The 12,630-nt window shown below is 67.6% G+C and carries 14 protein-coding genes; 4 read left to right on the forward strand and 10 right to left on the reverse strand.

The window, feature by feature from the left end; translation table 11 throughout:
- Window positions 1–497: 497 nt before the first annotated feature.
- The 3 genes from NBW77_RS14310 to rsmG form a co-directional block, all read right to left on the reverse strand.
- Window positions 498–1,418, reverse strand: a complete 921-nt coding sequence (locus tag NBW77_RS14310) for a ParB/RepB/Spo0J family partition protein (RefSeq protein ID WP_131749474.1) — start codon at window positions 1,416–1,418, stop codon at window positions 498–500.
- Window positions 1,415–2,236: a ParA family protein gene (locus tag NBW77_RS14315; protein WP_131749590.1), complete on the reverse strand. Its 822-nt coding sequence runs from the start codon at window positions 2,234–2,236 to the stop codon at window positions 1,415–1,417. Before NBW77_RS14315 ends, NBW77_RS14310 begins: the two co-directional genes overlap by 4 nt.
- 136 nt (window positions 2,237–2,372) lie before the next feature.
- Window positions 2,373–3,110 carry a 16S rRNA (guanine(527)-N(7))-methyltransferase RsmG gene (gene rsmG, locus NBW77_RS14320; protein ID WP_131749476.1) on the reverse strand — a complete coding sequence of 246 codons (738 nt, stop codon included), beginning with the start codon at window positions 3,108–3,110 and terminating at the stop codon, window positions 2,373–2,375.
- Window positions 3,111–3,273: 163 nt separating this feature from the next.
- Here rsmG and NBW77_RS14325 point away from each other — a divergent pair, with 163 nt between their 5' ends.
- Window positions 3,274–3,504 (forward strand): hypothetical protein, encoded by a 231-nt coding sequence (locus NBW77_RS14325; protein WP_131749478.1) that lies wholly within the window; start codon window positions 3,274–3,276, stop codon window positions 3,502–3,504.
- A gap of 467 nt (window positions 3,505–3,971) precedes the next feature.
- Here NBW77_RS14325 and NBW77_RS14330 read toward each other — a convergent pair whose 3' ends face one another.
- The 7 genes from NBW77_RS14330 to rpmH all read right to left on the reverse strand — a co-directional run bounded on the left by NBW77_RS14330 (window position 3,972) and on the right by rpmH (window position 7,820).
- A complete protein-coding gene (locus tag NBW77_RS14330; protein WP_131749480.1) occupies window positions 3,972–4,442 on the reverse strand; it encodes a Clp protease N-terminal domain-containing protein in 471 nt (156 codons plus the stop codon).
- Between the two features lie 7 nt (window positions 4,443–4,449).
- Window positions 4,450–4,590, reverse strand: coding sequence for a helix-turn-helix domain-containing protein (locus NBW77_RS14335; protein ID WP_502799485.1), 141 nt, complete (start codon window positions 4,588–4,590; stop codon window positions 4,450–4,452).
- A 304-nt stretch (window positions 4,591–4,894) separates the two neighbouring features.
- On the reverse strand, window positions 4,895–5,485 hold the full coding sequence (locus NBW77_RS14340; RefSeq protein ID WP_131749484.1) for a Jag family protein: 591 nt from the start codon (window positions 5,483–5,485) through the stop codon (window positions 4,895–4,897).
- A gap of 88 nt (window positions 5,486–5,573) precedes the next feature.
- Window positions 5,574–6,848 carry a membrane protein insertase YidC gene (yidC, locus tag NBW77_RS14345; protein ID WP_250279873.1) on the reverse strand — a complete coding sequence of 425 codons (1,275 nt, stop codon included), beginning with the start codon at window positions 6,846–6,848 and terminating at the stop codon, window positions 5,574–5,576.
- Between the two features lie 13 nt (window positions 6,849–6,861).
- The gene (gene yidD / locus NBW77_RS14350) at window positions 6,862–7,263 is read right to left on the reverse strand and encodes a membrane protein insertion efficiency factor YidD (protein ID WP_131749486.1); all 402 of its coding nucleotides are present in this window, start codon (window positions 7,261–7,263) and stop codon (window positions 6,862–6,864) included.
- Window positions 7,260–7,652 (reverse strand): ribonuclease P protein component, encoded by a 393-nt coding sequence (gene rnpA / locus NBW77_RS14355; RefSeq protein WP_131749488.1) that lies wholly within the window; start codon window positions 7,650–7,652, stop codon window positions 7,260–7,262. The genes yidD and rnpA overlap by 4 nt, the downstream gene beginning before the upstream one ends.
- A 30-nt stretch (window positions 7,653–7,682) precedes the next feature.
- Complete coding sequence (rpmH, locus tag NBW77_RS14360; protein WP_013871596.1) at window positions 7,683–7,820, reverse strand: 50S ribosomal protein L34; 138 nt, start codon at window positions 7,818–7,820, stop codon at window positions 7,683–7,685.
- A gap of 315 nt (window positions 7,821–8,135) precedes the next feature.
- Here rpmH and dnaA point away from each other — a divergent pair, with 315 nt between their 5' ends.
- The 3 genes from dnaA (at window position 8,136) to recF (ending at window position 12,469) form a co-directional block, all read left to right on the forward strand.
- Window positions 8,136–9,596: a chromosomal replication initiator protein DnaA gene (gene dnaA / locus NBW77_RS14365; RefSeq protein WP_131749490.1), complete on the forward strand. Its 1,461-nt coding sequence runs from the start codon at window positions 8,136–8,138 to the stop codon at window positions 9,594–9,596.
- A gap of 505 nt (window positions 9,597–10,101) precedes the next feature.
- Window positions 10,102–11,259: a DNA polymerase III subunit beta gene (gene dnaN, locus NBW77_RS14370; RefSeq protein ID WP_131749492.1), complete on the forward strand. Its 1,158-nt coding sequence runs from the start codon at window positions 10,102–10,104 to the stop codon at window positions 11,257–11,259.
- 1 nt (window position 11,260) lies between these two features.
- Window positions 11,261–12,469 (forward strand): DNA replication/repair protein RecF, encoded by a 1,209-nt coding sequence (gene recF / locus NBW77_RS14375; RefSeq protein ID WP_250279874.1) that lies wholly within the window; start codon window positions 11,261–11,263, stop codon window positions 12,467–12,469.
- Window positions 12,470–12,630 lie beyond the last annotated feature (161 nt).

Consider the following 12,630-nt stretch of genomic DNA (forward strand, 5'->3'; position numbering starts at 1 on the left):
CCCCAGCCGCCCGCTTCGTGGTCGCCCAGTGCCCCGGGCTTCGCGATACGCAGGCACCCCGGCCCGTCGGTTGACGCCCGACACCTCCAGCGCCTCACGGTCCATCCACCCGGATCCGGACCTGACGGATCGGCTCCGCCGACCCGTCAGGGACCCCGACTCCCTGAGTGAACGCCCTGTCCTCGAGCACCCCTTACATGGCTCTCCGAGGCCATCAGGTGCCAGTTGAACCTCCGAGCCATCGAACGGGCGAGGTCTCGAACGAACCGGCTCGTGGTGTTCCACGTGAAACCGGCCGGAGCCAGATGTCGGGGTAGGAACATCCGGGGTCAGAGACCGGGGCTCATGGTGTTCCACGTGAAACCGGCTGGAGCCAGAGGCTGGAGCCAGAGGCTGGAGCCAGAGGCCGGAGCCAGAGGCCGGAGCCAGAGGCCGGGGTAGGAACATCCGGGGCCAGGCTCCCGGCCATCGAGGGCCGGGCAGGCGGACCCCGGAGGTCATTCCGCGGCGGCTTCTGAAGTTGTCATCACCGCGACGATCCGCTCGAGGTCCTCGATGCTCGCGAACTCAACGGTGATCTTTCCTTTACTGCGACCCATGTCGACCTTCACGCGGGTGTCTAACTGGTCGGACAGACGGGCCGCAAGCTTGTGGAGAGCCGGGGACGTAACCCGGGGAGCGCGGGGAGCCGTCTTGCGTGGCCCTTCCTCGCCCATGGCCACAATCTCCTCGACGGCACGCACGGACAGACCCTCGGCAACGATTCGGGTCGCGAGCCGGTCCTGCGCGTCGGGATCCTCCAATGACAGCAGAGCCCGGGCATGGCCCGCGGACAACACCCCTGCCGCCACCCGGCGCTGCACGACGGGCGGCAGACCCAGCAGCCGAATCATGTTGGTGACGTGGGATCGGGACCGGCCGAGCTTCCCGGCGAGTTCCTCATGGGTGGCCCCGAAGTCGCGCAGAAGCTGCTCGTACGCGGCAGCCTCCTCAAGGGGGTTGAGCTGCTGGCGGTGGAGATTTTCCAGCAGCGCGTCCCGGAGCATCGCATCGTCGGTGGTGTCGCGCACGATGGCGGGAAGCAGACTCAGGCCCGCCAGTCGGGATGCTCGCCAGCGCCGTTCGCCCATGACCAGTTCGTAGCGTCCAGGCATGATCTCGCGGACGACGATCGGCTGGAGCAGGCCCACTTCGCGAAGGCTTGCCGCCAGTTCCTCCAGCGCGTCCTCATCGAAGTGCATCCGCGGCTGGCGTGGATTCGGCGTGACCGAGTCGACGGGGATCTCGCGGAACGTCGCGCCCTGAACCGGTGCTGGCCCTGGCCTCAGTCCGAACCCGTTGTCGAAGTCATCGCCATCCATCGAGGTCGGGATCAACGCTCCCAACCCCCGCCCCAGTCCACCCCGGCGCGCTGTCACTGTCCCACCCCATTCGACTCGAAGCCTCGCTCGGCAAGCTCGCGCGCGGCGGCCAGGTAGGACAGCGACCCGCGTGAAGCAGGATCGTAGGTCAGCACCGACCGGCCGTAGCTCGGCGCCTCGGCGATCCGCACATTACGCGGGATGGTCGTGGCCAGTACACGGGGTCCGAAGTGCTCCTTGACCTCATGGACAACCTGGTCCGCGAGCCGCGTCCGGGAGTCGTACATCGTCAGGATGATGGTTGAAAGACGCAGATCCGGGTTGAGGTGGGACTGCACGAGCTCGACGTTGCGGAGCAGTTGCCCCAGTCCCTCGAGCGCGTAGTACTCACACTGGATGGGAATCAGCAGTTCCTTGGCGGCCACCAGCGCGTTGACCGTGAGGAGCCCGAGGCTCGGCGGGCAGTCCACGAGGATGTAGTCGACCTCCTGCTGCAACCCGGCGATGGCCCGCCGCAGCCGGGTCTCCCGCGCCACGACAGAGACCAGCTCGATCTCGGCGCCGGCAAGGTCGATGGTGGCCGGCGCGCAGTACAGCCCCTCGGCTTCGGAGGACCGGACTATGACCTCGTCAAGCGGCCGGTCCCCGAGTAGCACCTCGTAGATGGATGGAACACCGGATCGGTGGTCAACCCCGAGAGCTGTGGACGCGTTGCCCTGCGGGTCCAGGTCGATGCACAGGACCCGGCATCCGTGCATGGCAAGTGCCGCGGCAAGGTTGACCGTCGTGGTGGTCTTCCCTACCCCACCTTTCTGGTTCGCCACGGTGATGATGCGCCGTCGTGTTGGCCGGGGAAACGGCCGTCGTCGTTCCATCGTCAAGGCTTCCACTGCCGCCGCTGCCGCCGCTCCGATAGGGGTGGATGGATCATGAGGGTCCAGTGACGGGCCGGCGGGCCGATGCTCGGTCCGTCCCGCGCTCATGGACCTGTCGCTTTCCCCCGACGCTGTTTCACGTGGAACGTGAGTGTCCACGTGCACGCTGCGCCTCCCGTCCTCGCCGTACTCCACGCGCAATCTCACTTCCCTGCCGATGCCCAGGCGGTGGTACGGCGTGAACGGCGCGCAACACGGTGGTCGGCTCCGCCAGCCGTCCGACCCCGCACTTCACGACGTCCACCTCGCGCCAGCCCTGGGCATCCAGCTCGCCTCGCGCGACCGACAACTCCTCGACAACGCTCGAACCGCGCAGTGCAAGCATGACACCGCCAGGCTTCACCATCGGAAGGAGCATCGCGCCCAACCGCTCCAAAGGCGCCAAGGCCCGTGCAACGGCAACATCAAACCTGTGGCTCTCCACGGTAGTGGCCATATCCGGCGCTCGTCCCCGAACGACCGTGACCCGTCCCTCAAGTCCGAGCCTTGCCACCGTCTCGTGGAGAAACACACACCGCCGCTGCATCGGTTCGAGGAGGGTCACCTTCAGGTCCGGGCGGACGAGAGCGAGCGGAATGCCGGGTAGACCGGCTCCGCTCCCCACGTCGACGACGGTCGCGGCGGACCCGACGGCCTCTTCGATCACGGCACTGTTCAACAGGTGACGGTCCCAGAGCCGGTCGGTCTCACGTGGACCTATCAATCCACGTTCGACACCGACCGTGGCAAGGAGATCCGCATACACACGGGCAAGGTCAAAGCCGTCTCCGAACACTCCACGGGCAACGGCTGGGGGACCGGACGCAGGCAGCATGCGACCAGCATCCTCGCTACCCGAATCACGAAGCCGCAGGAGAGGCCACTCGTCCGTAAAGCTGGCAGGGGCCCTCGCGCTGCGCGGCCGACCGACTCAAGCCGGCCGGTGCTGCTATAATCCGGCGCCTGGGTTGGCGCGCAGGCCCCAGATCATGATCCTTATGGTCAGAACCGCCGCCTCCGGGGTGATCTCGGTAGCGCTCGACCCGCAGATCAAGTCCAACCGGATGGTGGCGGTGCCATCAGCCCTGGCTCCGATTCTGAACGAGAAGCCCCATTCCGTGCTCGTCAGAGCGACGTACGACGTTCAGGAAATCAGTGAGCAGCTGGGCCGCGGCCGCCGTACTGGATCAGATCCTGGAAAAACGTGCGCCAACGCCGACCTGACCTGAGAAGGTCTGTTCCAGGCGAAGTCGCGCCCAACGATGATCGTTCACACCGATCCGGCAGGAACCCCGCCCAGACGACGATCTGACACGAAAACAATCCCGGGATGAGTTCCACGCCGATGACTGGGCGGAGCTCGGTCTGTCCCCTGATGGGAGCGAAGCGGATTGTGAGTCCAGGGCGTTGGCTTCGCGCCGCATCCGGTGGGTGGCGCGTTCAGGGCTGCGCCTGGTGAAGTACTCCGCGCCGAAGTCCGGGCAGACGGTTCACCAACAACCCATGCTCTCGCAGCGCTCGGAGGGGTCAGGGAAGCTGAGAGGATCTGACACGCCTGCTCCCGACGACGCAGCGTCGTCATGGCGACAACCCGCAGTCCCAGAAAAGACCCGGTCGCCAGCCTGCTTCGCGAGCTCACACGGCAGCACAGATCAACCGGCTTTCCGAGCGGCTGCTGGTCCGGGTATCTCGGAGATCAGGTGTCGGACCGGTGGATGCGGTCGCGTACAGCAGCACGGTCGACGCCCAGCTGTGCCATCAGCTCTGCCGCGGGATCCGGCCGCTCGCAGGCCAGCAGCGCGAGCAACATGTGCTCCGGCGTGATCCGCCGACTCCTCTCGTACGCTACTTCCTTGACGGCGCGTTCGAGTACTGAACGGGCGCCGGAGGTCAACGGGGTGCGTTTGCGCGAGGCGGGGATGCCTGCCCGCTCAACGCCCTGGATGTCGATGCCGATCGAGGCCAGAGCGACCTGGTCGAGGGCGTCGAGGGCCGCGCGTGCGGCATCCAGATCGACGCCGAGGGCTCGCAGCGGAACCGGGCCAGGGTCGTGGAGCAGGCCGAGGAACAGGTGCTCGGTGCCGATGCGCCGGTCACCGCGCCGCCGGGCTTCCTCAAGAGCCGCCGTGACCACCTCACGGACGCCCGTCGCGAATCGTGTGGACATTGCAACCTCACTTCCCGTACTTCGCGTGCACGGATTGCCGCGACACGCCCAGGGCGTCCCCGATCTGCTCCCAGGACCATCCCTGCTGTCGGGCGAGCGCGACCGATGCCGTCTCGACCTGCTCGGCCAGCCGGTGCAGGGCACCCACCGCCCGTAGCCCGACGGCAGGGTCGTGCGACCTGAGGCGTTCTGACAGATCTCCCGCTTCCACGCCTGTCAGACTAGATTGACAAAGCGGAGGACGTCAACCCAGACTGACGGAGGTCCGAGATGCGCAACGGCGCCGGCCCGCGGCACCTCCAACCGAGTCCGGCCCCACGGCCTGGTGATGACAGCCCGACGCCCCACCCACGAACCGGCAGGACCAGCGAGCCCGACGGGATGTACCTATCATCGGCCTCGGCTACACCCTGGAGAGATCCTGCTCCTCGACCGGACCGTCTCCACGTAGGTCAGCCAGCCGGTAGCACGACCACCCGGCGCTGGGGATCCTCACCCTCGGACTCGCTGACCACGCCGTCGATCGTCGCGATCAGGTCGTGGACCACCTTGCGTTCGAACGGTGTCATCGGCTTCAGCTTCTCCGGCCCTCCGGCTGCCTTCACCCGCTCGGCAACCGCCGCGGCAAGCTCGCGGAGCTCGGCCCGGCGCCGGGCTCGGTGGCCGCCGACGTCCAGCATGAGCCGGCTGCGCACCCCGGTCTTCTGTAGCACCGCGAGCCGGGTGAGCTCCTGCAACGCCTCCAGCGTCTCCCCGCTGGTCCCCACGAGCAGGTCGAGCCCGTCCCCGACGACCGCGACAACGGCTCGCTCCCCCTCCACATCCAGGTCGAGGTCACCGTCCATGTCCACGATGTCCAACAGAGCCTCGAGGTAGTCGGCCGCGATCTCGCCTTCCTGCTCCAGGTCTGCGATGCGGCGCCGGGCACCTGCCGGCGTTCCAGTTGCCGGCTCGGACACGACGGGTCCGGAGGCGGCACCAGCCTGTTCGGCATCGGTGGTGTCAACGATGTCGGCGGCCAGGTCGGGTGCCGAACCGGTCATCAGGACAACTCCTTCGAGGGTGGACATCTGCGGTCGGAGGTCTGACATGCGGGTGCTCGGCATACGGATGCCTGATCGCGGCGGCGAGTCACCGCCGGCCTCCAGGGCGCCCGCCCTTCCCACGCCGTTTGGCGGGCCGGGAGCCACCGGGGGGACGCCGGGCGCCCGCGGGCACCGGGGATGCCCCCGCCGGGCGCGGCTTGGGTTCCCCGTCGGACGGAGTCCGGTTGTCGTCGGCTGAACCGTCGCCCCGCATCGGCTTCGGCGGCATCTCATCGGAGGCGTTCGGCGGTTGCGCATTGTCCGTCTGATCATTGTTCTTCTGCGCGTCACCCCTGGGAGATCGGGTCCCAGGGGGCGCCTTGCTCACCGTGTTGTTCGGTATCCGGTTCGGCGACGGCACGGACGAACCCGGGGTCGGTGTGTCAGCAGCGGGTCTGGGTCGGTTCTTCGCCTTGACGGTGGGACGCGCACCTGGCGCGGGACGGGCCGGCGACTGCTGCTGCAGGCTCTTGGCCTTCGCCGCCGCACCGGCCTCCGACCGCGCTCCCGGGACCCGCCCGTTGGCTCCGGCCGGAAGCACCGGCGGCATCTTTTTGATCACGAAGAACTGCTGGCCCATGCTCCACAGGTTGGTGGTGAGCCAGTAGAGGAGAACCGCGATCGGGAACCGGAAGCCGAAGACCGCCAGCATGACCGGGGAGCCGTAGAGCAGGACCTTCTGCACCATGGCCTGTTGCGGGTCGGTCGGCCCGGTCCGCGACATGATCTGCTTCTGCGTGAGGAACGTCGTCGCGCCCATGAGGAGGATCAGGACAACCGCGAAGATCTTGACGTTTGTCCCGTTGGCATGGACGAAGTCGAGGAGGCTGGACGACGAGGTGAACGACGTCGACAGCGAGACACCGAGCAGTTTGGCTCTCGCGATCTGCTCCACCTGGTCGGCGGAGAGCCCCACCCGCGGCGCCCACTCCAGCACGCCGTTCGGCCGCAGGACCGGCTGGAGATGGCTGAAGACGTGGAACAGCGCGATGAACAGCGGGATCTGCAGCACGATCGGCAGACATCCGAGCAGCGGGTTGCCATGCTCCCTCTGCAACGCCATGATCTCGGCGTTCATCTTCTGCTTGTCGTGCCCGTGCTTCTCCCGGATCTCCTTGATCTTGGGTTGCATCATCTGCATCGTCCGCTGGGACTTCACCTGCTTGACGAACAGCGGGAAGATCAGAATACGGACGCAGATCACCAACAGGACGACGGAGAACGCCCACGCGAAGAAGCTGTCGTACCCGAAGATGGGTCCGAAGCCCTTGTGGAAGAAGACGATCGCATTCGCCGCAAGATGGTAGAGGGGATCCAACACTGGTTTGTCTCCTTCAGACCCTCGTGCCACGGCGGGACGCGGTCGGTTTGTGCGGGTTCGGCGCATCGGCACGTACCGGTACCGGGTCGTAGCCCCCGGCCGACAACGGCTGGCAGCGCAACAACCGGCGAGCGATCAGCAGACTGCCCCGAACCCCGCCGTAACAGCACACCGCTTCGAGCCCATAGGCGCTACAGGACGGTTCGAACCTGCAGACACCCATAGTGCGAACGGACCAGGTTGCCCGATAGAGCCCGATCATGGTCCGCAACGCCCATGCAAGAGGGCCACGAACGGCGCCGGCGGAGGTTCGACTGGCCCGCGGCACAGCCCTTGCGGCGATCCGGGTGGCGGCGAGCAGGTCCACCATCGCAAGCAGACCGACCGCCAGCAGTACGTAGCCGCCCGCACTCATCGCGGACGCCGGCCGACGGTCTTGGCGGGCCTGGCCGGTCCGCCCCGGCCGCGCAACGCCCGGTCCAGGGCTCGGCCCAACTCGTCCGAGGATGCCGTGGCGCTGTCCGGTAAGGCTCGTACGAGTATCAACGTCCCGGATGGGATGTGGTCGAGCCGGGCACGCATCTGCTCCCGCAACCGCCGGCGGACACGGTTGCGGACAACCGCGTTACCTACCTTGCGGCCCACGACGAAACCCACCCGCGGGGGCGGGAGAGCGGCCGACTCGGCAAAGTTATCCACAAGCAGGTTGTGGATAACTAGTGGACCACTGCGGATCCGCCCCCCGCTGCGACCGATCTGGGCATGCTCGACCCTGGTCCGGACACGGTTCCGAACAGGCAGCATGACGCGGAGGGACCGGATACGTGGTGGATCTCAGGCGGACAGCTCGCTACGACCCTTGCGACGACGCGCCGACAGCACGGCGCGACCGGCACGGGTCCGCATCCGGAGCCGGAAGCCGTGCGTCTTGGCACGCCGGCGGTTGTTCGGCTGGAAGGTGCGCTTACTCACAGAAGACTCCGGACGCCAGGCGAGCAAAGGACAACGATGGTGGCAGCGGCGGTGTAGGGCGCAGTGGAAACACACCAGACAGCGTGCTGTCGCCGCAACTCGCCGCTCAGACTATCAAGCCCCGGGCCGGCCTGACGGCCCGGGGCAGCCGGGCGGGCCTGCGATGTCCGCCAGCCGGGCCGGCGGACAGGCGAGGTGACCGGTGCGGTGTCATGGTCGTACACAGCTTGTGGACGACCATGTGGAGAAGTGACCCGCGCAGGGGCACACCGATAGTCGTCCGACCTTGTCCGACCGTCCGGAGGAGCCCGCACCGTGACCGACCTTAGCGCCGACTCCTTCGCCGCCATGTCACGCCGGGCGCCTGCCGACGAACCGGATCTGTCCGCCGTGTGGGGACAGGCCGTTGCCGGAGTGGCGGACGGCACCCTGTCGGCACAGCAGCGGGCGTGGCTGCGACTGACCCGTCCACTCGGACTCGTCCAGGACACGGCGCTGCTCGCCGCGCCGAACGAGTTCACCAAGGACCTGCTGGACTCACGCCTCCGACCGTTTCTGTCCACAGCCTTGTCCACAGCTTATGGACGAGAAATCCGCGTGGCCGTCACCGTCGAGCACCTGCCGGACCCGGAACCGATGACCGGGCCGATCAGCCTGTCCGAGCCGGCGACTGCCGTCCCGCCCGCAGCCCGGCTCACGCCGGGTCTCGGCCGGGACCCGGCGCCCAGGTCGTACGAGCCGGCCCGGCTGAACCCCCGCTACGTCTTCGAGACGTTCGTCATCGGTGACAGCAACCGGTTTCCCCACGCGGCGGCGGTGGCCGTCGCCGAGGCGCCGGCAAAGGCGTACAACCCGCTGTTCATCTACGGCGACTCGGGTCTCGGCAAGACCCACCTGCTCCACGCGATCGGTCACTACGCGCTGAAGCTGTACCCCGAGACGCGGGTGAAGTACGTGAGTTCGGAGGAATTCACCAACGACTTCATCAACTCCATCCGGGACGACCGGCAGCAGGCATTCCAACGCCGCTACCGCGACGTCGACGTGCTACTCGTCGACGACATCCAGTTCCTGGAGAACAAGGAGCGGACGCAAGAGGAGTTCTTCCATACCTTCAACGTCCTGCACGACACCGAGAAACAGATCGTCATCACCTCCGACCGGTCCCCCAAACAGCTGTCCGCGCTGGAGGACCGGCTGCGCAGCCGGTTCGAGTGGGGTCTGATCACCGACGTCACCCCACCCGACCTGGAGACCAGGATCGCGATCCTGTCGAAGAAGGCGGCGACCGAGCGGCTGCCGGTCCCGGGGGATGTGCTGGAGTACATCGCCACGCACATCGAGCGCAACATCCGCGAGCTCGAGGGCGCGCTGATCCGGGTGGCGGCCTTCGCGAGCCTGAACAAGTCCCACGTCGACCGGACGCTCGCCGAGATCGTCCTGCGTGACCTGATCCCGGACGCCGCCGACCCGGAGATCACCGCCGCCGGGATCATGAATGCGACGGCAGCGTACTTCGGCGTGTCCATGGAGGACCTCTGCGGCACGTCCCGTAGCCGGGTCCTGGTCACTGCCCGGCAGATCGCGATGTACCTGTGCCGCGAACTGACCGACCTTTCCCTACCGAAGATCGGCCAGCACTTCGGTGGACGGGACCACACCACCGTCATGCACGCGGACCGGAAGATCCGGGGGCTGATGGCCGAACGCCGCGCGATCTACAACCAGGTCACCGAACTGACGAACCGGATCCGGGCGCAGACACGACAGGCATAAGCGGGGAAGCCGGGGGTAAGAGGCGGCTGAGAGCACCTCCCGGACCCAAGTGTGCCTGTGGAGAGTCGTGCACAGCTTGTGGAAAACCCTGTGGAATTCTGCCAACTGCTTGGGACAGCCTGTGTAGAGCGAGGGGACGACCGGGGGACAACCAGACCGGCGGTGGAAATCCACGGGGACTGAACACAGCTCTTCCCACAGGATCTGCACCATCCGATCATGCTGTTGACCTGGGAGAACGCGAGTTGTCCCCAGTATCCACCGCCCCTACTGATACGACGAACTAGATCCTTCTTAAAGAGAAAACATCCAAAGCCGGTAAGGCCTGGGGACAACCAAGACTTGATCTTGATCGGGTCGTCCTGAAGTTTCGTGTCCCGACCGGGCACTCACCGGGGATCCAGTGCCCCGCGGCGCGCCTCTCACGGACGCCTGCGATGCTGGAACGCCTCACAGGATCCGAAGAGCTCGAAGCGACAGGGGCGAACAGTCAGAAGGGCGAATCATGAAGTTCCGGGTTGAACGGGATGACTTCACCGACGCCGTGGCATGGACGGCCCGCACGCTCCCGACCCGTGCGACCTCCCAGCTTCAGGTCCTGGCCGGCCTCATGCTGGATGCAACCGGCCCCGCGCTGAAGATCGCCGCTTTCGACTACGAGGTTGCCGCCCAGTGCGGGGTCGATGCGACGATCACAGAGGAAGGACGGGCGCTGGTCTCCGGCAAGCTCCTCGCCGAGATCACCAGAGCACTGCCGTCGGCCCCGGTCGATCTGCAGACCGATGGCACCCGGGTGGTGCTCACCTGTGGTAACGCGCGTTTCACGCTGCCGACCATGTCGGTGGATGACTACCCGACCTTGCCGCCGATGCCTGCGGTGACCGGCCACATCGAGGGAGCGGCGTTCGCCGGCGCGGTCTCCCAGGTCGCCATCGCCGCGGGCAAGGACGACACGCTGCCGGTGCTCACCGGCGTCCGCATCGAGATCGACGGTGAGACGCTCACCCTTGCCGCTACCGATCGTTACCGGTTGGCGGTCCGTAAGTTGAAGTGGCGTCCGACAGCCGAAATGGTCGAAGGCGTCGCCATGGTACCGGCGCGTACTCTCAGCGATACGGCAAAGTCGCTGTCAGGGTCCGGGGTGGAGGTCGCGATCGCACTCGGGTCAGGACCGTCCGGGGAGGCGCTGGCCGGTTTCGCCGGTGGTGGCAGGCAGACCACCACCCGCCTGGTGGACGGCTCGTTCCCGCCCTATCAGAGGTTGCTGCCCGACAGTTCGCCGCTGACCGCGCAGATCGAGATCTCGCCGTTCGCCGAGGCCGTGAAGCGCGTCGCCCTGGTCGCCGCCCGCACCGCACCGGTCCAGCTGGGCTTCTCCGCCGATCACCTGGTCCTTGAGGCCGGTGTCGGTGGCGAGGCCCAGGCCCAGGAGACGTTGCCGATCGGCTACGAGGGGCCGGATCTGTCGATCGCGTTCAACCCGGCCTACCTGCTCGACGGGCTGGGCGCGCTCGAGTCCGACGTCGTCCACATCGGTTTCGCCAGTGCGGACGATGCGGACGAGGCGGCCAAGAAGCCCGCGATCCTCACGGGCAAGGCACCGGACGACGGCGAGGTCCCCGACTACCGGTACTTGTTGATGCCGATCCGACTCTCCGGGTGACGTGCATCTCACGCATCTGTCGCTGACGGACTTCCGGTCCTACCCCTCGCTGGATCTGCTGCTCGCTCCCGGGGTGAACACGTTCGTCGGCTCCAACGGGCAGGGTAAGACCAATCTGCTGGAAGCCGTTGGCTACCTTGCGACTCTCGGTAGTCACCGTGTCGCTTCGGATGCTCCGCTCGTCCGCGAGGGTGCCATGAGCGCGGCGTTGCGCGCCCGGATCGTGCGTGGTGACCGGGCGGCGCTGGTCGAGATTGAGATCATTCCGGGTCGGGCGAACCGGGCACAGCTCAACCGTTCTCCTCTCGCCCGACCCCGCGACGTCCTCGGGTTACTGGTGATGGTCCTTTTCGCGCCGGAGGACCTGGCGCTGGTCAAGGGCGACCCGGCCGAGCGTCGGCGGTTCCTCGACGACCTGCTGGTGGCTCGGACGCCTCGGCTGGCCGGGGTGCTGGCCGATTATGAGCGGGTGCTGCGTCAACGGTCGACGCTGCTGCGGACGGCCGGGGCGGCCCGGCGGGCCGGCCGGGTGGGCGATCTGCGCACCCTGGACGTGTGGGACTCCCAGCTCGCCCGGTACGGCTCCGAGCTACTGGCCGCTCGCCTCACGTTGGTCGAGGCGTTGCGGTCCCGGGTGGAGACCGCCTATTCCGCGGTGGCGGCGTCGCCACCGTCGCCGGCTCGAGGGACGCCGGCTCGAGGGACAGGGACCGCCGAGGAGACGGCGCTGACGGGCCTTGCGTACCGCTCCACCGTTGTCGCGGGAATCGAGGATCGGGGCCCGGTCGGTGACGGGGGGGCCGCCGACCGGGTAGTTCTCGAGGAGGCGATGCTCGCCGAGCTCGCCCGCGTCCGCCCGCAGGAGATCGACCGCGGGGTCACCCTGGCCGGCCCGCACCGCGACGAGTTGCTATTGTCGATCAACGGGCGACCGGCCCGAGGGTATGCGAGTCACGGCGAGTCATGGTCGCTCGCACTTGCGCTCAAACTGGCGTCCTTCGAGCTTCTGCGGGATGATCAACGTGAGCCGGTGCTGCTGCTGGACGATGTGTTCGCCGAGCTCGACGCGGGCCGCCGGGTCCGGCTGGCGGAGCTGGTCGCCCCGGCCGAGCAGGTCCTGGTGACGGCGGCGGTCGGGGCGGACGTGCCCGCCGTCCTGGCCGGGACGCGGTTCGAGGTAGCGGACGGGCAGGTGAGTCGTGTCGGATGAGTCCACCACCGGTGGCGAGCCGGGGGCCGGCGGGAAGGGCCTGACCGCCGGGGAGCCGGCGCGCGGAGCCGACCTGGCCCGGTTGATCCTGGCGCGGGCCAAGGAGGACGCCCGCGCCAGGGCGTCCGGCCGGGGCGGGCGCGCGGGTGGCAGCCGTGCCG

The organism is Frankia sp. Cppng1_Ct_nod, from assembly GCF_920656135.1.
Taxonomy (GTDB): Bacteria; Actinomycetota; Actinomycetes; order Frankiales; family Frankiaceae; genus Protofrankia; species Protofrankia meridionalis.

Coding starts and splice junctions, on each gene's coding strand:
- dnaN (WP_131749492.1), top strand. CDS start 10,102: ATGAAGTTCCGGGTTGAACGGGATGACTTCACCGACGCCGTGGCATGG.
- yidD (WP_131749486.1), bottom strand. CDS start 7,263: ATGAGTGCGGGCGGCTACGTACTGCTGGCGGTCGGTCTGCTTGCGATG.
- NBW77_RS14325 (WP_131749478.1), top strand. CDS start 3,274: ATGGTCAGAACCGCCGCCTCCGGGGTGATCTCGGTAGCGCTCGACCCG.
- rnpA (WP_131749488.1), bottom strand. CDS start 7,652: ATGCTGCCTGTTCGGAACCGTGTCCGGACCAGGGTCGAGCATGCCCAG.
- NBW77_RS14340 (WP_131749484.1), bottom strand. CDS start 5,485: ATGACCGGTTCGGCACCCGACCTGGCCGCCGACATCGTTGACACCACC.
- NBW77_RS14330 (WP_131749480.1), bottom strand. CDS start 4,442: ATGTCCACACGATTCGCGACGGGCGTCCGTGAGGTGGTCACGGCGGCT.
- NBW77_RS14315 (WP_131749590.1), bottom strand. CDS start 2,236: ATGGAACGACGACGGCCGTTTCCCCGGCCAACACGACGGCGCATCATC.
- rsmG (WP_131749476.1), bottom strand. CDS start 3,110: ATGCTGCCTGCGTCCGGTCCCCCAGCCGTTGCCCGTGGAGTGTTCGGA.